Origin of the sequence: Spirosoma profusum, assembly GCF_014699005.1 — a bacterium.
Taxonomy (GTDB): domain Bacteria; phylum Bacteroidota; class Bacteroidia; order Cytophagales; family Spirosomataceae; genus Spirosoma; species Spirosoma profusum.
Genome location: NZ_JACWZY010000018.1, coordinates 77,852 through 97,308, shown reverse-complemented (window position 1 = coordinate 97,308; position 19,457 = coordinate 77,852). Strand labels below are relative to the sequence as shown.

The following is a 19,457-nucleotide window of genomic DNA, read 5'->3' as shown; positions in this document are numbered from 1 at the left end:
GTTACGTTTTTTTATACCTTTACCCAAAACATTCTAAACTCTCATGAAACGATTTATTCAACTAGACGTACTAGGTCGTACATTGAAGCGATTATTTCAGATAGAAGTAGCGATCTATTTGATAGGCTTTGTTGCTTCTGGCTTCGCATTTGTATCCCCCCCTAAATGGACGTCTTTATTCGATGGCAAGACCATCAAAGGCTGGCACAGTTACCATAAAGAGGGCGTTGTAGGCTGGTACGTCGAAGATGGCGCCATGACTCCCGACGGCACCGGTGGAGATCTAGTGACTGATAAGGAATACGAAAACTTTGAGCTGGAATTTGAATTTAAAATTCCCAAAGGCAGCAACAGCGGAGTCGTCTATAAAATCATTGATAACCCGGATATTAAATCGACATATATGTCAGGGCCTGAATATCAGGTAATTGACGATAAGGGTTATATGACCGCCGATGGAAAGCCGTATAACTTAAAAGACTCGCAAATGACCGGCGCCAACTACGACATGATTGCGCCTTCGGACATGAGTGCGACAAAAGCTCCCGGCGAGTGGAACAAAGGACGTATCATCGTCAATAAGAACCACGTTGAGCACTACCTGAACGGCAAAAAAGTTGTCGATTACGAATACGGTTCCGACAACTGGAAAGCGTTGGTAGCAAAGAGCAAGTTTGCTAGCTGGCCGTATGCAACAGCACACGCTAAAGGTAAAATTGCTCTTCAGAATCACAGCCCCAAAGAGCGTGTCTGGTATAAGAATATCCAGATTCGGGAATTGTAAGGTGGAAACCTATAAAACGTAACAGCCCTGAACGTATCGTTCGTTCAGGGCTGTTACGTTTTATAGGTTTCCACCTTATTAAATCCGGCTGAAATTGTGCGGGTTTTTTGTCATTCTGAGGAACGAAGAATCTTAAACTTTCTTTATGAGATACTTTAAGATTCTTCGTTCCTCAGAATGACAAAATAATTAATTGGTGATACGTCCCGGCTCGCGAACGTTGGTACCGCTACGTCTCTGCAAATCGTCGCCCAGATCAGCGCGGGCTTCTTCGGCTAGTTTTTCCAGTTTGGTAACAATCTCCGGGTGCTGTTCCTTTACGTCGTAACGTTCGCCTGGGTCACGACGGAGGTCGTATAAACCACCTGCGATATCCTTCGTTTCAGTGCTTTGCCCTGGTTTACCGTTCTGACCGGGAAGAAATCCTTCATAGGTACGACCTGGATGCGGGAATATCAGTTTCCAATCACCTTCGCGAACCGCTTCCAGATTGTTTTTGCGGTAGTAATAGTAAAACCGATCACGAGGAGTTACAGAATTATCACCTTTTAATAAGGCAAGCCAATCAACCCCGTCGATACGTTGTTTAGGCAGACGAGCGCCACAAATTTTCGCTACGGTCGGCAAAATATCCATCGTTGTCAGGAGTTTGTTGCTAACCCGGCCAGCCGGTACAACACCCGGCCAACGTACCAGACATGGCACGCGATGGCCTCCTTCAAACGATGTTCCTTTCCCTTCCCGAAAACCACCCGACGAGCCGGCATGATCGCCATAATTCAACCAGGGGCCGTTGTCGCTGATGAAAATAACGAGCGTGTTTTTATCGACTCCCTGTTTCTTCAGTTCGCCTAAAATCTGCCCCACCGACCAATCCAGTTCCGTCATTACGTCGCCGAAAATACCGCGTCCGCTTTTACCTTTGAACGTAGCAGAAGTCGCCAGTGGTACGTGCGGCAGCGGGTGTGGTACGTAGAGAAAGAACGGTTTGCTCTTATGCCGCTGAATAAACGACACCGCTTTCTGGGTAACGATTTGAGTAATCTGGCCCGCATCGTTCAGGTCTTTGATTTCCTGCTTAGGCTCATTATTCTCAATCCAGTGCAGCGGTGGATAATGCGCCTGTGCCTGAGCCGGGTGCAAGGGCCACATGTCGTGCGAGTAGGGTACGCCGTAATACTCATCAAAACCCTGCTGAAGCGGCAAAAATTGCTTCTTGTCGCCTAAGTGCCATTTTCCAAAAATACCGGTCGCGTAACCTTTTTCTTTTAATAACTCAGCCAGCGTTTCTTCGTTTGGATTCAGTCCGACGAGCGAATTAGGCCCGAATGCGCCTGAAACACCCAGTCGGTTTGGGTAACAGCCCGTCATCAGAGCTGCCCTCGATGCACTGCATACAGCCTGAGCCGCCAGAAAATTAGAGAAACGCGACCCTTCGGCAGCCATCCGATCCAGATTAGGCGTTGCATAATCAAGTGCACCGGTAACGGACAAATCGCCATAACCCATATCATCCATAAAAAACAGGACGACATTGGGCGTAGCTGGAGCCGGTTTCTTGATCCAGGCGCTGGCCAGTAAACCCAGGCTTACCAACGTAGTAACACCAAGCAACAGGCGAAGTGAACGTTGAGAGAGACGTATCATAGAGAATGGTTTTAGAAATGTTTAGGAAACCCAGTTTGAGTTTTTTGTCATCCGTTTTTTGTCATCCTGACCGGTCCGCCGGTGCGGCAGGAAGGATCTTACGATTCCCTAATTCTCAAGTAAGGATACTTTAAGAGCCTTCCTGCCACACCGGCGGACCGGTCAGGATGACAAAAAACTACCAGCCCGGATTCTGCGAGAGTGTTGGTGTCAGATTCCGTTCTTTTTGCGGGATAGGCCAAAGATAATGACGCGATTTATCAAACGTGCGATTGACGCCAACTACCTGAAGCGTGGTTAGTTTCCCGTCTGCTGCCTTGTAGGTAATACCATAAATCGGACCGGGCAATACGGTCTCGGCGGTTTTCCAGCGACGAATATCAAACAAATGCTGCCCTTCAAAGGCCAACTCAACGGTACGTTCCCGACGAACAATTTCACGCAATTGCGCCTGATTCAACGTACTAACGATGGCTGGCTGCTTCACATCGGTACGTCCATTACGAACTGAATTGATCGCGTTGATCACGCTGGCATCGATCTGGTTCAACTCAATTTTTGCCTCCGCATACGTCAGCAGAATTTCGGCGTAACGTAGCAGGATAATATTGATACCATTATTGCCCGGATTGGCGTAATCATCGGTATTGATGTACTTTTTGAGATTGAAGCCAGTCGTAGAAGCAATGTACGTATTACCCACTGCATCAGCTGTACCGCTATTTGGCTCAGGCCGGAACGTAACACCGCTGGGTAATACGTCGCCTGTCAGGAAAATGGAAAACTTGAGTCGGGGGTCGCGGTTGGCGTATGGGGTTGCAGGATCATAACCACTGGTAGGATCAGTAATGAGCTTGCCTGCCGTGGTTTCATACGTATCGACCAGATTTTTTGTCGGAACGAACGTACTGTTGGCACTTTTCTGGCTATACGGCCCCATGTAAGCAAATACGTTGACCGGATAAGTGTCTTTAATAAACTGCCGATCCAGCAGCACTTCCTTGTTGTTTTCGGCCGCGTAGGAAAACAACTTTTCGTACGAATCATTCAATCCATAAATGCCTAGTTTTATGACCTGATCAGCCGCATCGGCAGCCTGCTGATAACGACCCGCCAGTAAATTAGCCCGCGCTCGAAGGCCAATCGCAGCGCCTTTTGTGATACGTCCTTTGTCAGCAGCGGCATAGGTTGTGGGCAACAGGCCAGCCGCATCGGTCAGCTCTTTATCCACAAAATCCCAGATCTGCGCCACCGGGGTACGTGCCAGTGCTCTGCTTTCATCCAGCGAAATAGCCGTCGTCACCAAAGGCACATCGCCAAATAAACTGGCCAGTTTCAGGTATTGATACGCCCGGAGCGCTCGTGCTTCGCCTTTAAACTGGTTGATCAGTGTCGTATTGGTCGATGACACTTTATCAATGTTTTCCAGCAAATAATTACACGCCCGAACACCCTTGTAGGCTTTGGCCCATTCGCCATATATGCGTGCGCTGGTCGCATCGTATTGCCCCTGCTCAATATACGCGTGCAGGTCGAACGGCTGGTTCACGTGGCCAATTTCGGTCAGGGCATCCCAGCTAAAAATATTGGTACTGTCGAGGTCAGTATAGAGCGAGTTCGTCGCCAGACGGGCGTCGTTTTCCGTTTTCCAGAATAACGATTCCGATAGTCGGTCGTTTGGAACCGTGTCTAACAATTCCCGGTCGCAGGACATGAGTGCCAACCCGACGGCGAGTGTCAGAAGAGTGGCTTGTATGGTATAACGAATTGATTTCATGAATTTTCTGTCTGAAAAAGACCGGATTAGAAGTTCAGATTAAGCCCAAGGGTGTACAGCGATGTTTGCGGATAATACACCGCCCGGCCCGAGCCAACTTCGGGGTCCAGATTCCACTCGTTCAATTTTGAAATGGTGAATACGTTGGTCGCCGACACATACGCCCGAATCCGATTAAGCCGAACTTTATTGGCAATCGCAACCGGTAAATTGTAGGCTAACTGAATGTTTTTCAGCCGGACATACGACCCGTCGATAATCAGTCGATCCGACGTAGCTACGTTCCGCAAGTCAAATTTCAACGGTCTGGGGAAGCGAGCATCTGTGTTAGTAGGCGTCCAGTAGTTATTGGTGTAAATCGAGTGCGTAAAGCCTTCCTGATTGCCCATTTCAGCCAGCGCACCTGCCAGACGCGTATCAACTTTGGCAGCGCCCTGGAACAGTAAATTCAACTCGAAATTCTTAAACGAGAAATTTGAATTAAGGCCAAACGTGAATTTGGGGAACGTATTACCAATGTTGGTCATGTCGTTGGCGTCGATCTTGCCATCGCCATTCGTATCGATGTATTTCACGTCACCGGGCTTGGTATTAGCTGCGTAGGTCGCTTTATAGCCATCAATCTCGGCCTGCGACTGAAATAATCCGGCGGTTTTATAGCCCCACAACGCATTGATCGGTAAGCCCACCGCAATGATATACCGTGGATCAATATCCGACCCAATGAGGTAAGGGCCCGTTCCTTTCAGATCGACAACTTTGTTTTCATTGATGCTAAAATTACCGCCCAGATTATACTGAAATCCGGACGAACTTTTTGCCCCCCGGTAGTTCAGACTAAACTCCCAGCCTTTGTTTTCGACCGAACCGGCATTTTGTGGAGAAGCGATCAGGCCAACCGTAGCCGGAATATCCAGATTCAGGAGAATGTCACTGGTCAGCTTCCGGTAATAATCGAGAGTCAGATTCAGGCGCCCGCGCAGGAAGGACGCGTCCAGCCCTAAATCCAGTTGCGTCGTCGATTCCCAACCCAGGTTGGTATTGGCCAGATTTGTTTGTCGATACCCCTGCACAGCCGCGCCATTGAAATCATACCCACTAGCCCTCAACGACGCATAATAGCTATACAGATCAACCGACTGGTTACCCGTTATGCCCCAGGAACCGCGCAGTTTCAGGTCACTAACTGTTGACTGTAAACCCTCCCAGAACGTTTCTTTCGATAGTCGCCAGCCCGCCGAAAACGAGGGGAAAAAGCTATACACTTTGTCACCCGTAAACTTGGACGAACCATCGTAACGCCCGTTTACCTCAACCAGATACTTACCATTGTAATCGTAGTTGATACGTCCGAAATACGACCGTAAACCATATACTGCGTCATTTCCAGAATTGCTTTTGGTACCATCGTTTGCGCCCTGTCCAATCGATTGAATATCGTTGTTAAAGAAACGTTCACGGTAGGCGGTAAGGAAGTTTTGTGTATTCCCAATCTGAGAATACCCGAGCAACCCTTTAAAATTGTGATCGCCCACGCTTTTGCTATACGTCAGCAAGCTGATCAGGGTGTATTCGCGTAACGTATTACGAACTTCGTTCAGCGTGTTGTTGGCTACAGTTTTGGTAACATTAGTATTCTTGTCGGTATTGACGTAGGAATTAGCAAAGTTTTTTTCCTGCGTAAAATACCCGCGACCGGCCAATTGCGTCGAGAACGTCAGCCCTTCGGCAATGTCCCATTCACCTTTTACCGACCCCGTCAGATAATCGGCAAATCGCCTGTTTAAACCGCTGATTTCAGAATACATGATCGGGTTATTTCCCTGCGTACTCAGGCCATACGTACCATCCGCATATTTCGGAACGGCCCACAGCGAACCATGTAAAATAAAATTGATCGGGTCGATATTCGGCGTCTGCGAATAATTATAGCGATAGTTAATGTCCCCACTCACGCGCAATCGGGGCGAAATGGTGTAATCGGTGTTCAAACGTATCTCACCAATTTTGCTATTATAGTTCGTGATAATCCCGCCCTGATCCTGATAGCGCAAACTCAGTCGGGTACGTATCGTTTCACCGCCACCTGCCACCGACAACGTATGGTTTTGCTGAGGTGCGGAGTGCAACACCGTTTGAAACCACGTATTAGGCAGCGGATATTTTTCACGGTCGGTAGCCGTTACGTATGCCTGAATCGATTGCTCAGTAAACCGGGCTGGCAATGGCGACCCCGCGTTCGTATAGGCCGCAACCTGCATACGCATGTAGTCTTCGATACCCATCATATGGGGCGTATTGATGGAATTCTGGATAGCGTAGTAGCCATTATAATCCACCTGAACTTTGCTGCCTTTCGCCCGCTTGGTTGTCACCAGCACTACGCCGTTCGTAGCCCGCGATCCGTAAATGGCCGTCGAAGCCGCATCTTTCAGGATCGAAATGGTCTCGATATCATCCGGGTTAATATCCTGCAAACGTTGCTCGATCCCATCGACAATCACCAGCGCATCGTTTTTGCTCATATCATAACCACCTGTGCCATTGTTACTTCCCGACGTATTACCAATGCCGTTGATATTGAACGTAGTGATTCCCCGTACACGAATGGCCGTCGTCGAACGCCCGGGCGAGCCTCCCTGATCGAGTATCGTTACACCCGGCATCTGCCCCTGCAACGACTGCTGAATATTTGAAACCGGGCGACGGGCAATTTCTTCGGCACCAATTTGAGACACTGAGTTAGTCAGGCTTTCGCGTTTTTGCGTACCATAACCGATGACTACGACTTCATCGAGTTGTTTGTTATCCGTTGCCAACGTAACATCCAGACGAGTACGATTATTTACAGAAATCTCCTGCGTCGCAAAGCCAATCCCCGAAAAAACGAGAACGGAATTAGCCGGCGCATCAATCGTAAACTTCCCGTTCGCATCCGTACTAGTGCCTCGAGTTGTATTCTTGATCACTACGTTGATTCCCGGCAACGTTTCGCCCGACTGACTTTTAACAGTACCCGTAATCGGGTCAGCCGCTACGTCGGTCCGAATACTCATTGAAGCTAATTCGGCCGGCGTTTTTATAGGAGACTCAGTTGACGTAGCAGGCTCCTGGCTCGCCGTAGATTCTAGTAGTTGACTGTCAAGAAGCGCTACTTTTTTAGCTTTTTTCTCAGCCAGAATCAAATACGAATTGCGATTTACTTTTTTGTAACGCAGGCCGAGCGGACGTAGCAAACTGGCCAGATTTTTTTCGAGGGAGGTTTTCGAATTCACTACGTCCGGCGAAACGGAGATACCTTCTACCGTTTTCAACTCAAACATAATCTCAGCGCTATACTGCGTTTTCAGCTCAGTAAGCACTTCCTTTAGCTGGCGACTGCTAGCGGTAACCTGCTTTTGCTGAAAATTACGGGCAAGTACAACCGACTGCGACCGTCCGGGTTGAAGTCCAACCAAAAACAGGAGCGACAATAAACCCGCACTTGGGATTTTTTGTAACGAATTAATCATACAATCATAAGGGATTTAAAAGTGGGTAGTCCATTCATCAGACTCAATCGAGCGCAATAATCAACTGGCTGCTAAAGCGAAACAGAACGTATCATTTCAGAAATAGCTATAGCAGTCAACACATTAGTCTTGTTAATTGGTGGGCAAAGTTTGGTATGCAAATTTTCTTTTCCAAGAAATTTGTAAATTTATGATAATCAGAGTTTTAATCTATAGTCTATCGAGAAATACGGTTAGTATTGATTTTGCCAAACCCATTTAATTGTAGTTCCGTGATGCTGAAAGGATTACGTATTCTGTGCTACTGATCCATAATCTGAACCTTATTCTCCTGCCGAACGACGGTGATGTCGAGCAGTTCAGAAATGGACTGCAAAAGCTGATCTACATTATCGGCGCGAAATGAACCCATCAGTACGCGCTCGGCCAGTTCCCGATTTTTAATCGAAACCTGCAATCCATAATTATCTTCCAGCATATAGGCGACTTCCTGCAAGGTCGTTTCGTCGAAGACGAATCGCTTTTCCTGCCAACTTATCTGTTTTTTGTGCTGGCTAATCGTCTTGATTGCCAGATGATTGTGCAGATCGAGCGTAAACAGATCACCCGGTTTCATAATTACCTGTTTGGCCATCAGTCCCTCCCGATACTGAAGTTGTACTTTTCCTTTATTCAGCGCGACCCTGGCTCCACGTTTCCGGGCAAAAACGGAAAACTCTGTACCCAATACCACTACGTTAAAATTGTTGGCCGTTTTCACGATAAACCGCTGTGCATCTGGCAAATGGGTTACCGAAAAAGTGGCTTCACCGGCCAGCGTTACTTCGCGCGTTTGCCGACCAAATCCCCAACGAGGAACCTCAAGACGAGAGTTTGCATTGATTAAAACCGAGCTTCCGTCGGACAGCCGAATTGATCGCGTTTCGCCATACGCTGTCTGGTACGTCTGGTAGAGAAGCTCATTCCGAAACAGGAACGTACTGATTCCCAGCAACAACAAAATAGAAGCAGCCAGCAGCCACTGGGTCCTGGTCCAGCGATTCGACAAAGGCAACTCAGACACGTGACCAGTTGTGTTCGCTACGTTCTCATGCGGATTCTCCACCAGAAACATACTGTATCGACGTAACGCTTCTTCAGATTTGGTCAGGTATTGAGGCTGTTTGTTCTCCCACTCTTCCAGCCATGCGTAGTATCGCTCTTCGTTGCTTTCTTCGCGAAGCCAATTGGCAATCAATTCGCGCTGAATTGGCGACGTTTTTCGCGAAAAATGATTGAATATCAATTCTTTATTAACAACTTCCATATCGCAGAGTCGTTTGGTGTGACTGTCACAATTTTGTTATCCGTTAAGGGTTATTGAAGGAATTGAAGGCACCAGATTCCCTATATCATCAGCCAATGATCTTTAAGCCCTTTCCGGACTATAGTTAGCGCTTTACCAATGTGGACTTCAACGGTTTTAATCGAAATACCTAATTCGGTAGCAATATCCTGGTACTTCAATCCCTCGAATCGGCTCAGCATGAACACTTTGCGGCATTGAGGTGGTAACGATTCGACCAGATCTTCGACCCGGTGAAATACTTCTTCAAACTGAAGAACCTGATCGGGGCGCTGGCTTAACGTGGTTTCGCGGCTTTCGGCATTTGCAATATCATCCAGTTCCTGAAATTCAAGCCGTAGGTAGTTGTAGGCTTCATTGCGGACGCTTCGGAACAGGTAAAAACGGAATGAGGAGCTTACGCTTTCGTAGGCTTTAGTTTTCCAGAGTTTGCAAAACACCTCACTGACTAAATCTTCGGCGATTTCTTTGGAATAGACGAATCGAATGGCATGGCTACACAACGCCTGATGATACCGTCGGAACAGCAGCTCGCAGCCCTTCTGAGGACTTTCGGCAAAAGCCCGTTGGATGAATAATTCAGTATTTGCTTCAACTAATTTTTCGTCCGACTGCTCGATTGCGTTATCGAGCAGTATCTGAACCTTCGATTGCTCAGTAGACGGATTTAGAGGGCGGGTTTGCATAGGCTGCGATTTCCCCAACGTAGCAGGTCAATCATTTACAATCAAGACAACTTTTAAAAAAAATCCCCTTAGTTGATTGTAAAAATTTCCAGAATTAACCCAAAAACAGCTCAAAAATCAACTTTTTTTCGGCCTGTTTTCACATCGCTTTTGCGTTTCTTTCCGGCGATACGTTCCTCGATGGAGGCTTTAGACGGCTTCGTAGCTTTTCGGGGCTTGGGTTTTTCGAACGCTTTCTCAATCAGTTTATAAAACTTTTTCGTGACCTTTTCTTTGTTGGCTAACTGCGTCCGCTCGGTCTGGTGAGTCAAAACCAATTCACCCTCAGTAGTGAGTTTACTAGCTAATTTTTCTTCCAGCACAGTCCGTTCATCATCGGTCAGCAACGACGAGTTGCGCAGGTCGAAACGTAGTTCAGCTTTTGTGGCAACTTTATTCACATTCTGTCCACCAGCCCCACCACTGCGGGCAAACTGGTAGCGAAGTTCAGGCTCTAAACGAGTGGCATCCATACTGGTAAATTAACTCCTTTAACCATGATACGTCCCATTGCCGAACAACTGTCAACAATGGAAGCGCTTGCCGGTTTACCCCAAAACTAATGGGAAACTATATTTAAAAACCCAAAATTACGTATGGCTATCGAACAGCACGCTTCAAATTTGATTGATATTACCGCGAAAGCCTTTAACGGCAATATAACCAACGTATCGCCTATAGATGCCTCATCGCTTATCGACAGTTGGCTCGAATTTCTTCAAACCGCCCCCGACCACGATCATTCACTGGACAATACGCTCAGCGATTTAAAAAAGGAACTGCAGAAAGGGCAACTCAACGGTGATACTATCGAACAGATAATGAGCAATTTAACTGATCAGGTGAAGCAACTCGTCGACTCAGCGGATGCCGACAGTAAGCCTAGATTGACAAAATTAGCTGAAGCGCTCAACGGTTTTAATCAACTTGTCACTGGCAAAGCAGGGGCAGCACCTACAGGTGGGCAGGCCCCTTTGACCAGCACAGTCGGCGGTGAGTCGACTAACAGCGGGGCAGGTGGCTCAACGCTACGTAGCGACGACGATGAGCTATCGAACCGCTCGGGAGGTACGCAACGTAACAAGTGATACGGCAGGAGAAACGGATGAAACTCCAGATAATCCCCGTTCTTCCGAAGAAACGGGCGATACCAGTTATTCCGAAACCAACTCCACTAATTCTGCTACGTCGGGGCGAAGTGATACGTCGCGTATTGACGGACCCGGCATTTCGGATGGTATGGGCGATACAGCAACTACACAGTCGGGTGGCAAAGTATTGATTCTTCAACGAAGCCTGTTACGTATGCCATTCCTACGAGAAATGGCATACGTAACAGGCTTCGTTGAAGAACATCAGTCAGTGGCGTACTAACGCCAAACAAACCGACTATTCGCCAAGTTATTTGACTAACAATAATCACTAGCAGATTTTACAATTTCCAATCATCAATTAATCTGTTTTAAACTCAACGGACTATGGCTTCTCATGCATTAGACCAACGGCTATTCGAAAAAATGGCTAGCCTCACTACGCCAAACGACTCGGTTTCCGACTCCACACCAGAACGGCTGGAGCTAATTGATGGCTGGCTGAAAGTTATCGAAGGCGACGAACGTACTGAACTGATCCAAGGTAAATTGATCGAGTTACGCGAAGCGTTAAAGCCCAATCATCCCGATGTCGACCAGGTTCAGACTTTACTATTTAGCCTGGCTGACCATACATCACAGGTGGCGCAGGGCTCGCAAACATCGGAGCAACTCGCCAGCAAACTCGAGCAGTTGGCAACAACATTACGTCAGCTTGCGGGTTTACAAATTGTCGATAGTCGGTCGTAACGTAACGGTTGCTACGTATCACAATAAGCCAAATTTGAATCGAATATGCTAAGCTCGAACACGTACGAACAAAATGTGCTTTCCGATACGCTCGCTCTGTTTCGCAACAGCGACGGATACATGCTGACGCCATCGCAGGGTGTTCTGCTTATCGATAGCTGGTTGCAGGTTCTTGAAGGTGACCCTAACATCGACGAGATTAAGGGGCAGCTTGACGAACTTCGTACTGCTATTCAGGCTGAACAACCTGACACGCTATACATCGGCAGCCTACTGAATAGTCTGGCCGAAAAATCCGAAAATATTGCCAGCGATGACAACTCAGAAGGCACCTGGACGGGCGGTTTGGTGAGTTTAGCGAGAATATTACGTAACGTCAGCGAAAAAATAAATGAATAGCTTGTAGGCCCTGTTTTTGTCATGCTGACGAAAACTCTTCTTTTCACATTAACCATTAATATCACTACATACCATGGAAGGAACCGGAACAACTCTTGAACATCGGATGCTCAATGATACGTTAGGTGCGTTGGGCGACGGTCATCAGGCAAGACTTACGGCCGAACAAGGCATTCTGTTGCTCGAAGGCTGGCTCAATGCGCTGCCGGGCGACGTAGGAGCTGAACGCATTCTGGCGGAAGTAGAAACCCTCCGCGATCATCTGAAAACGGGGGAATATGACAACGAAAAAATCCGTCATTTGCTTTTGAGTATGGCTAGTCATACACTGTCACTCTCGCATGAGCCGCATATCGAAAGTCACACGGCGCAGGATATCAGACTCTTAGCCAATGCATTACGTAACTTTACCAGCCAGATTTAATTATGCTCACTCACGAACAATCGACTACCCTCCTCGATATGACCATGGACGTACTGGAGGGCGAAGTTGCCGGCACAACCCCACAGAGCGGCAAAGGTGTTATCGATAGCTGGCTCGAACAACTCCGCCAGACGGAAAATGCCAAAGAGATTGCCAACACGCTGGAAAGCGTGAAAACACAACTGGAAAGCAATCAGATTCGAAAAGATGAACTGAGTGATTTACTGTCTAAGCTGGCAACCCAAACCGCCGAATTCAGCACACTTATGGGCTCGGAAGGCGACATTGCACCCCGGCTCGAAGGACTTTCTGCTGCGCTCAAATCAATGGCTGGCCAGTTGGGGCAGCACTAATTTTTTTATCATTCTGACCCAGCCGGGCCGCCGGAGCGGAAGGATCTTAAAACATCCAAACATTCTAATAAGGGTACTTTAAGGTCCTTCCGCTCCGGCGGCCCGGCTGCGTTAGGATGACAAAAAACTACCCTATCTTCCCTGAATTGACGTAAAAATCAGATAGCAATTCCAGAAACTCTTCTTTACGTCGGCGCGACACTTCGACTTCGGTATTATCGCTCAACCATACTTGCCCGCCATCGCCTTTAACGTAGCGTTTGATGTGTTCGAGGTTTACGATGTTTGATTGGTGAACGCGGAAAAAATAGTAGTTATCCAGAATTTCTTCGTATTCCTTCAGCAGCCTCGACACCACAATCGGCTTGCTGCCAACCAGATGGAACTTAGTATATGACCCCAGCGATTCGCACTGAATAATGTCGGTCATCTGCACGAAGTGAATTCCTTCGGCGGTTGGCAGGGCGATACGTTGGTTGTCGTTGCGGGTACGTTGTTTGAGCCCCGCCGGCTGCGGATTCTGGATGTGCTCCTGTAGAATTTTCAGCTGCTGCGGATTTACTGAATCGTGCTGTACTTTGAATTTCTCAACAGCTGCCTGAAGTTCGTCAGGATCAACAGGTTTCAGTAGGTAATCGATGGCGCTGAACCGAAACGCTTTCACAGCATATTCCTGGTAGGCCGTGGTGAAAACGACGCCAAAATCAATCGTATCAAAACTCGATAACAAGTCGAAACCTGTTTTACCGGGCATCTGAATGTCCAGAAAAACCAGGTTTGGCTTTTCTTTTCGAATGAGTTCGATTCCGGTATCGACGTTTTTTGCTTCACCACAAACCACTACGTCTGGGCAAAGGATTCGGAGCAGGCTGATGAGGGCCTGACGGGCATTAGCTTCATCGTCGATAACGGCGGCACGTAGCGTTTCCATACGGTTCTATACTTTTTCGATCGGTAGTATTAATTCGACCCGCGTTCCGGCGGGCTGATTTTGGTCATCAAACAAATCAATTATTTCAAGCCGCGCTTTGCTGCTTTTGTAACGTAGCGACTCAAAAATACCCTTCGTCATCTCCTGTCCACGCGAGATGTGCCCTTCGCGACGGGGCGTCAGTTTACGGCCTACGCCGTTGTCTTCGATGGTACAGATGATATGGTCGTTTTGTACACGTGCCGAAATTTTAATACGTTTCTCGCCTTCCTTTGGCATCAGTCCGTGCCAGATGGAATTTTCGACGTAGGGTTGCAGCAGCATGGGCGGGAGTTGCGCCGATAGTAATACGTCGTCGTCTTCGATGTCAAATTCATAGCTGAATTCGTGATTGAAGCGAAACGATTCGATCTCGACGTACATCTTCAGCGTTTCAATAATCTGCTCGAAACGTAGGTAGGGATAATTGGAGTTTTCCATAATCCGACGTACCAGTTTCGAGAATTTAGAAAGGTATTTTGCTCCTTCGACGCCCCGATTATTGAGGAGATAATTCTGAATGGAATTGAGCGAATTAAACAGAAAATGCGGGTTCATCTGCGATTGCAACGCCTTGAGCCGGAGTTCGGCAATCTGCAAATCCAGCCGGTTGCGCTCATTATGCGTACTAACCCGCCAGCGAATGATACCAAACACAGTTGCCGCCACAAACAAAGCAATCAATCCTTTAAACAACCAGGTTTCCCAAAAGTGAGGTTCAATTGTCAGTTTGACCGTTAATGGTTTTTGACTCCATAAACCAAAGCTATTGCCCGCCAATACGTTCAGTTGATACGTTTTGGGAGCCAGATTTGTAAACGAAACAGTGTTCTGGCTTCCCAGATCAATCCATTTATCATCAAAACCCGCTAGCTGATACCGATATACATTTCGTGACGTGGGTTCAAAATTCAGGGGCGAAAAGTGCAGCGTTATCGAATTCTCATCGGGCTGAATGGTAATTCCATGGGCAATATCCTGATTTAGCCGGCGCCCCTGAAACTCTACTGAACTGACAGCCACCCGCGGAGGTATTTTATTGAAATTTATTCGATTAATGTCAATGATATTCAGGGCATTCGTATAGCCAAGCACCAGCTCTTTCTGCTGGTTACAGAGAAAAGCCGAGGGTGAATTATTATACAATCCTTCAATGGTCGTCAACCGATTAATGCTGTTTTGCCGCGGGTTGGCAATGTGAATACCTTCGTTGGTGCTAAACCAGAAGTTACCCTTTTTGTCCTCGCAGATATTACTGCAATACGTATCGTTCATGCCTGTGTGATGGTAGTCGAACGCCCTGAGAATGCGGCCCGACGGGTCCACTTTAGTAATTCCACCCCAACTGGCAATTAGTATAGACTGATCGTCAGCTAGTTTCATGCCATTTATGCAAAGCCCGCCCAGATTTTTTCCTTTGTTAATGGGCATCCGCTCAACATCGACAAAATCGGCTTTAGCCGCATCGTAATAGAAGAGGCCTTTCGAGCAGGTAGCTACCCAAATTTTGCCGTCGGAGCCTTCCTGCAATACCTTCACCGCGTTATTCCTGAAGAATTTATCGCCGACCGTCTGGCTCCAGAGTTTTTGTTCCTGTCCGGTGTTTAGATCAAAAACCTTGATACCTTCTGTTACGTTGACTACCCAAAATCGCCCCTTTCGATCGAGTAGGCCATCCACAAATTCGGTCGATTTAAACGCTTTCATGATACGTATCAGGGGAACAAAGCGCGGATTCACTACGTCGGCGAGAAAAAGACCTTTATTGGCAAACGCGTACAGTTTATCTCCAATTAAGCGCAGGCCATTGGTGGAGGTTGATACCGGATACGGAAGTAGCGTAAACTGGCTGTTTACCATACTCCAACGTAACACACCTGTATGTGAAAGCCCTAGAAAATACGTATCAGCCGATTGCTGTACTACGTTGTTGATGCTCACTGGCAGTTGAATCACACTGGCCGGTATGTTTATGGTACGTATCCCCGGATTTCGGTAACGGTATTTGTAGAGACCGTTCAACGTACTTAACCATAAAATACCATTTTCGGTATCGTCCAGAATACGTTTTATGGGAATACCTTTATTATAAAATTCGGTCAGACGTATCAACTGATTTGTTTCGGGATAGAGCACAATTACGCCATTACCGGTTCCTACGAATAAAACCCGTTTACCATTTTCATCCCGCGACTCAACGCCACAAATAACATTCTGATTTTCAAATCCTTGTTTAAAATATGTGAATGTATTACTAGTAGGAATGTAGCGCACTAGTCCTCGATCAAAACTCCCCAGCCAGATGCTTCCATCAGCTCCTTCAAAGGCCTGATTAAAGAATATTTTCGTCCGGTTTACCGGATTTATGGCTTCTTCACCCAGCAGGCAGACGAGCCTGTCTTTTTCTCGGTCGTATTGATAAAATCCTACTTCAGAAATAATCCAGATGTTGTGGTGAGCGTCTTCCAGAAAACTAGCGTATTGATGTACTTCTTTCTTTGCCAGCGCGTAGCGGTGTAGCTTGCCCGTGGTCAAATCATAGCGTTTCACCTGGGTATAATCGCATAGCCAGGCCTGGTCGTTGGAGTCGATGTATACCTGTTCATGCAAATCATTGGCGGCATCGGTATCGGTGTAATCATTCGCCAGTATCGTCCTGACAGCTAAAGTGTTGGGGTCTATCGAACAAAAACCCCGCGTATCGAGTGATACGTAGATCATCCCTTTCGAATCGAGCGCGATACCCGAACAGTAACCCTGTTTGAGCGAATCTGACGTATCAAATCGGTAACCATCATATCGATACACCCCACGCGACGTACCAACCCAGAGAAATCCCTGTTTGTCTTTTGCCGTACACCAGACGTTATTGGAAGGCAGGCCTTCTCTGGTAGACAAATGTTCAAAACTAAAATTCGGCAGTTGTGCAGTTACTCTCCCGACAAGCGTGAAAAGCAACCCTATCAACAACAAAAATCTCATTGGCAGACGCTTAGGCGGGCAAGTTAATTAGATTTTTAGAAACCCACGATACGTCTCCTCAAGCACGGACTCAAAGGAATTTATCCAGTAAGGGTTCAGGATTTCCACCAGCTACCAACTCATTTCTACCACTTTTCTACCCAACCTAACCAAATATAAACCGGGTCTTTAAAGGATCAGTAAATAAGGCAAATTTGTCATGAGTTCAGCTTTTAGTGGTTGGTTCCGAAGTTGGTTTGTCCTTTGATTTCCTGATTACGTAGTGCAGCCCGGTTCTGGCTTAACCCGACACCCAGAAAGTGAGAATTGAGTGACTTGTGATAAGTGTCAACGTAAATTGAATAAATAGTATGAATTCCCTAACCTATATCTGTATTGGCGCTGGCTTAATGATTTATTATTATGTCGTGCTACGTCGCTTTAACTCGCTGGGTTTCCGCATGTTCAGCCTGTTCACGTTTATTACGTTGTGTGCCTGTTACTGGGTCTACCAGGATAGTCTGATTGAAAAGGCCGTTCAAAAAAGCAGCCAGGTTGTGAGGGGTACTATTACGTCCAAAAGGCAGGTAAAATCTAGTTCGTCGAGTAGCCTTGATAACGAGATTTCGGTTGCTCTGGCCACTACACCCCGTCGCATCGATACGCTCACGTCAGTCCGTTACATTTCAACCGACGAGTGGGCTTCCTGGAAATTGAACGACCAGATCGACCTGTACTACGTTGATAGTCAGCAGCTGGTAATTCCTAAAGTTTCGTTTGACCGTTATTTAAATGACCGCTGGGGTTTGTATATTGGGATAGGCATTTTCTTTTTGATCGGTGTAGCCTGCTGGTTTTTTCTGAAACGCTACAACATCGGCGTCGATCCGGATACAGGTCATGAGTGGCTGGAGAAAGACGGCAAAATTTATTTTGATGAGCGTCGGAGTAAGTTTTCTCAAACCATGAAACGAGTCAATATTCTATCGAAAATGATTCAATTGCTGGGGCGATAAAATAATGAATAATGGGTAATGAATTTGCCCAATTGACATCTTTACCAGGTCGTAGTGTCAGGTTATAAAATCTGACACTACGGCTACGCTGTTATTTATCAGACAGATAACTATTTGATAATAAGATTTTTACTCCCTAATCCATACAATTATGAAACCGTCACTACTGGTACCTCTGATTATAGTCGGATTTAGTATTTTCTTCGTCAGTCTGTGGTCGGGGATTGTTTATCTGCTGTCATATTTGAGCGGTTGGCAAACATTGGCTAGCCAGTATCGCGTTCAGCCGAGGCAAGAAGGCATTGAATCCAATGTGTACGGGCGTGTAGGTTTTGTCAACTACAATGGTGTCCTGAAAGTAGCCTGCACCGAACAGGGCCTTTATCTGTCTGTAATGAACGTTTTTAGTCTGGGACACCCACCCATCCTGATTCCCTGGAGCAGCGTCCACGACATCCGCGAACAGCATTTACTGTTCCAGGCCACCGTGGTTTTCAACGCCGACAGCACTCGCATTACGTTACCCTCTCGGTTTATGACCCCAATCCGGCAATATACTTCGGGTCGAATTCAGCCCTCTGGCTCACCTTATTCATGAATTGGAACGTAGCAACAAAATTGAGTGGCGACAGCTATCTAACTGATTTTTAGGTTAACGTAGTAACGTTTCACGTAAGTTAACGTAGATTCGCCTTGTCGTTTACTTTTAGATCGTAATAGCCGCAGAATCAGTAAGATTTATTATTTATGTGGTTAAAAAAATGGCTTGCTGAACGGCGGTTAAACCGTCAGATAGCAAATCTGTCAGAGAAGCAACGCCAGGAGATTCTCCAGCAATCGCCACTCGAAGCAGGCGCTTTTCAGGGTGAAGGTTTTCATATTTTTCGGAAAAATGAACCGGATTTTAACAAGGCTTATGTAACCTCACTCGGTGAAGTTTCGGGCCAAATGGCCGAAGACTGGATTATCCGCCAATACCTACAAAATAGTACCGACGATTCGCTTTATTCCCAACCGTAACGATACTCTTTCTTACTATGTTAACCTCCTTACTACTTTATCGACAATTTAAGTACCAAACCACCATCTCTCCCGCCGAAATTCAACAGAAACTCGACGCCAACGTGATTACGGGATTCAGCTTTATGAGCGCAAAACCGTATTACGGAGAAATTAGTCCGTACGATTTTTCGATACGGAAAACCGCCGGTACGTTAAAAAAAGAAAGCCTTTCTCCAACCCTGCATGGGTCATATCTGACTCAGGATGGCCAAACGTTGGTCAGTCTGACCCTCGTACCCCACTTGATCTTTATTATCGCCATTGCCCTATTTGGTTTTCCCTGCTTATTATTTGTTATTCGTGGTATTCAGGAAGCAATACGTTCCGGAGACGTCGTCATTTTACTAAACTGCTTCTTCCCGCTGATGATACTTTACGGCATTTTTTGGGCTATTTTTCAGGTTCAAAGCCAGGCCGACATCCGCTTCTGGGAATACACGCTGGGTCTGCGGAAATTACCGCAAGTGTAAGGAATGTAGGAAGTAGGATATGTGATATATCGGCTATTGATACTTCATATAACCTACATTCTTTTGCCGGTTTTCGATTTATTTCCTCCGCTTTTAAAGTCAAATCTACCGTACGCACAATCGTAGGTATATAGCTGTCTGGATGTATTAATTTTGGCGTGTTCAAAAGCT

General features: G+C 46.7%; 19 protein-coding genes. 11 read left to right on the top strand and 8 right to left on the bottom strand.

Translation table 11 applies throughout. The features are described from left to right. The first annotated feature begins 43 nt into the window (after positions 1–43). Positions 44–784 carry a 3-keto-disaccharide hydrolase gene (locus tag IC229_RS20145; protein ID WP_223834092.1) on the top strand — a complete coding sequence of 247 codons (741 nt, stop codon included), beginning with the start codon at positions 44–46 and terminating at the stop codon, positions 782–784. Between the two features lie 189 nt (positions 785–973). On the opposite strand, the gene IC229_RS20140 is transcribed toward IC229_RS20145, so the two are convergent. From IC229_RS20140 to arfB, 6 genes are all read right to left on the bottom strand, one after another. Then, positions 974–2,431 carry a sulfatase family protein gene (locus IC229_RS20140; RefSeq protein ID WP_190888813.1) on the bottom strand — a complete coding sequence of 486 codons (1,458 nt, stop codon included), beginning with the start codon at positions 2,429–2,431 and terminating at the stop codon, positions 974–976. 178 nt (positions 2,432–2,609) lie between these two features. Next, positions 2,610–4,208: a RagB/SusD family nutrient uptake outer membrane protein gene (locus tag IC229_RS20135; protein WP_190888812.1), complete on the bottom strand. Its 1,599-nt coding sequence runs from the start codon at positions 4,206–4,208 to the stop codon at positions 2,610–2,612. Between the two features lie 26 nt (positions 4,209–4,234). Continuing rightward, positions 4,235–7,720, bottom strand: coding sequence for a SusC/RagA family TonB-linked outer membrane protein (locus IC229_RS20130; RefSeq protein WP_190888811.1), 3,486 nt, complete (start codon positions 7,718–7,720; stop codon positions 4,235–4,237). Positions 7,721–8,021: 301 nt separating this feature from the next. Then, complete coding sequence (locus IC229_RS20125; RefSeq protein ID WP_190888810.1) at positions 8,022–9,026, bottom strand: FecR family protein; 1,005 nt, start codon at positions 9,024–9,026, stop codon at positions 8,022–8,024. A gap of 80 nt (positions 9,027–9,106) precedes the next feature. Continuing rightward, positions 9,107–9,751 (bottom strand): RNA polymerase sigma-70 factor, encoded by a 645-nt coding sequence (locus IC229_RS20120; RefSeq protein WP_190888809.1) that lies wholly within the window; start codon positions 9,749–9,751, stop codon positions 9,107–9,109. 110 nt (positions 9,752–9,861) lie between these two features. After that, on the bottom strand, positions 9,862–10,263 hold the full coding sequence (arfB, locus tag IC229_RS20115) for an alternative ribosome rescue aminoacyl-tRNA hydrolase ArfB (protein WP_190888808.1): 402 nt from the start codon (positions 10,261–10,263) through the stop codon (positions 9,862–9,864). Positions 10,264–10,386: 123 nt separating this feature from the next. On the opposite strand from arfB, the gene IC229_RS20110 reads away from it, so the two are divergent. The 6 genes from IC229_RS20110 (at position 10,387) to IC229_RS20085 (ending at position 12,807) form a co-directional block, all read left to right on the top strand. After that, complete coding sequence (locus IC229_RS20110) at positions 10,387–10,878, top strand: hypothetical protein (RefSeq protein WP_190888807.1); 492 nt, start codon at positions 10,387–10,389, stop codon at positions 10,876–10,878. After that, a complete protein-coding gene (locus IC229_RS20105) occupies positions 10,835–11,164 on the top strand; it encodes a hypothetical protein (protein ID WP_190888806.1) in 330 nt (109 codons plus the stop codon). The genes IC229_RS20110 and IC229_RS20105 overlap by 44 nt, the downstream gene beginning before the upstream one ends. Before the next feature lie 104 nt (positions 11,165–11,268). Further along, on the top strand, positions 11,269–11,631 hold the full coding sequence (locus IC229_RS20100) for a hypothetical protein (RefSeq protein WP_190888805.1): 363 nt from the start codon (positions 11,269–11,271) through the stop codon (positions 11,629–11,631). A 45-nt stretch (positions 11,632–11,676) separates the two neighbouring features. Beyond that, a complete protein-coding gene (locus IC229_RS20095; RefSeq protein ID WP_190888804.1) occupies positions 11,677–12,030 on the top strand; it encodes a hypothetical protein in 354 nt (117 codons plus the stop codon). A gap of 73 nt (positions 12,031–12,103) precedes the next feature. After that, positions 12,104–12,454 (top strand): hypothetical protein, encoded by a 351-nt coding sequence (locus tag IC229_RS20090; RefSeq protein ID WP_190888803.1) that lies wholly within the window; start codon positions 12,104–12,106, stop codon positions 12,452–12,454. 2 nt (positions 12,455–12,456) lie between these two features. Further along, positions 12,457–12,807 carry a hypothetical protein gene (locus tag IC229_RS20085; RefSeq protein ID WP_190888802.1) on the top strand — a complete coding sequence of 117 codons (351 nt, stop codon included), beginning with the start codon at positions 12,457–12,459 and terminating at the stop codon, positions 12,805–12,807. 127 nt (positions 12,808–12,934) lie between these two features. Here the strand turns inward: IC229_RS20085 and IC229_RS20080 are convergent, their stop codons facing one another. Then, entirely contained in the window at positions 12,935–13,738 is an 804-nt protein-coding gene (locus IC229_RS20080) for a LytR/AlgR family response regulator transcription factor (protein ID WP_190888801.1), read from the bottom strand. A 6-nt stretch (positions 13,739–13,744) separates the two neighbouring features. After that, positions 13,745–16,675 carry a sensor histidine kinase gene (locus IC229_RS20075; RefSeq protein ID WP_190888800.1) on the bottom strand — a complete coding sequence of 977 codons (2,931 nt, stop codon included), beginning with the start codon at positions 16,673–16,675 and terminating at the stop codon, positions 13,745–13,747. Between the two features lie 434 nt (positions 16,676–17,109). On the opposite strand from IC229_RS20075, the gene IC229_RS20070 reads away from it, so the two are divergent. The 4 genes from IC229_RS20070 (at position 17,110) to IC229_RS20055 (ending at position 19,286) form a co-directional block, all read left to right on the top strand. Further along, positions 17,110–17,754: a hypothetical protein gene (locus IC229_RS20070; RefSeq protein ID WP_190888799.1), complete on the top strand. Its 645-nt coding sequence runs from the start codon at positions 17,110–17,112 to the stop codon at positions 17,752–17,754. 151 nt (positions 17,755–17,905) lie between these two features. Then, entirely contained in the window at positions 17,906–18,352 is a 447-nt protein-coding gene (locus tag IC229_RS20065) for a hypothetical protein (protein WP_190888798.1), read from the top strand. 149 nt (positions 18,353–18,501) lie between these two features. Next, a complete protein-coding gene (locus IC229_RS20060) occupies positions 18,502–18,774 on the top strand; it encodes a hypothetical protein (RefSeq protein ID WP_190888797.1) in 273 nt (90 codons plus the stop codon). A gap of 17 nt (positions 18,775–18,791) precedes the next feature. Beyond that, a complete protein-coding gene (locus tag IC229_RS20055; protein ID WP_190888796.1) occupies positions 18,792–19,286 on the top strand; it encodes a hypothetical protein in 495 nt (164 codons plus the stop codon). The last annotated feature ends 171 nt before the right edge of the window (positions 19,287–19,457 follow it).

What these genes read in the sequence shown, in the direction of transcription:
- IC229_RS20100 (WP_190888805.1), top strand. Translation starts at nt 11,269, where the DNA reads ATGGCTTCTCATGCATTAGACCAACGGCTATTCGAAAAAATGGCTAGC.
- IC229_RS20060 (WP_190888797.1), top strand. Translation starts at nt 18,502, where the DNA reads ATGTGGTTAAAAAAATGGCTTGCTGAACGGCGGTTAAACCGTCAGATA.
- IC229_RS20145 (WP_223834092.1), top strand. Translation starts at nt 44, where the DNA reads ATGAAACGATTTATTCAACTAGACGTACTAGGTCGTACATTGAAGCGA.
- IC229_RS20110 (WP_190888807.1), top strand. Translation starts at nt 10,387, where the DNA reads ATGGCTATCGAACAGCACGCTTCAAATTTGATTGATATTACCGCGAAA.
- IC229_RS20090 (WP_190888803.1), top strand. Translation starts at nt 12,104, where the DNA reads ATGGAAGGAACCGGAACAACTCTTGAACATCGGATGCTCAATGATACG.
- IC229_RS20130 (WP_190888811.1), bottom strand. Translation starts at nt 7,720, where the DNA reads ATGATTAATTCGTTACAAAAAATCCCAAGTGCGGGTTTATTGTCGCTC.
- IC229_RS20065 (WP_190888798.1), top strand. Translation starts at nt 17,906, where the DNA reads ATGAAACCGTCACTACTGGTACCTCTGATTATAGTCGGATTTAGTATT.
- IC229_RS20125 (WP_190888810.1), bottom strand. Translation starts at nt 9,026, where the DNA reads ATGGAAGTTGTTAATAAAGAATTGATATTCAATCATTTTTCGCGAAAA.
- IC229_RS20080 (WP_190888801.1), bottom strand. Translation starts at nt 13,738, where the DNA reads ATGGAAACGCTACGTGCCGCCGTTATCGACGATGAAGCTAATGCCCGT.
- IC229_RS20140 (WP_190888813.1), bottom strand. Translation starts at nt 2,431, where the DNA reads ATGATACGTCTCTCTCAACGTTCACTTCGCCTGTTGCTTGGTGTTACT.
- IC229_RS20095 (WP_190888804.1), top strand. Translation starts at nt 11,677, where the DNA reads ATGCTAAGCTCGAACACGTACGAACAAAATGTGCTTTCCGATACGCTC.
- IC229_RS20055 (WP_190888796.1), top strand. Translation starts at nt 18,792, where the DNA reads ATGTTAACCTCCTTACTACTTTATCGACAATTTAAGTACCAAACCACC.
- IC229_RS20120 (WP_190888809.1), bottom strand. Translation starts at nt 9,751, where the DNA reads ATGCAAACCCGCCCTCTAAATCCGTCTACTGAGCAATCGAAGGTTCAG.
- arfB (WP_190888808.1), bottom strand. Translation starts at nt 10,263, where the DNA reads ATGGATGCCACTCGTTTAGAGCCTGAACTTCGCTACCAGTTTGCCCGC.
- IC229_RS20135 (WP_190888812.1), bottom strand. Translation starts at nt 4,208, where the DNA reads ATGAAATCAATTCGTTATACCATACAAGCCACTCTTCTGACACTCGCC.
- IC229_RS20085 (WP_190888802.1), top strand. Translation starts at nt 12,457, where the DNA reads ATGCTCACTCACGAACAATCGACTACCCTCCTCGATATGACCATGGAC.
- IC229_RS20105 (WP_190888806.1), top strand. Translation starts at nt 10,835, where the DNA reads ATGAGCTATCGAACCGCTCGGGAGGTACGCAACGTAACAAGTGATACG.
- IC229_RS20070 (WP_190888799.1), top strand. Translation starts at nt 17,110, where the DNA reads ATGAATTCCCTAACCTATATCTGTATTGGCGCTGGCTTAATGATTTAT.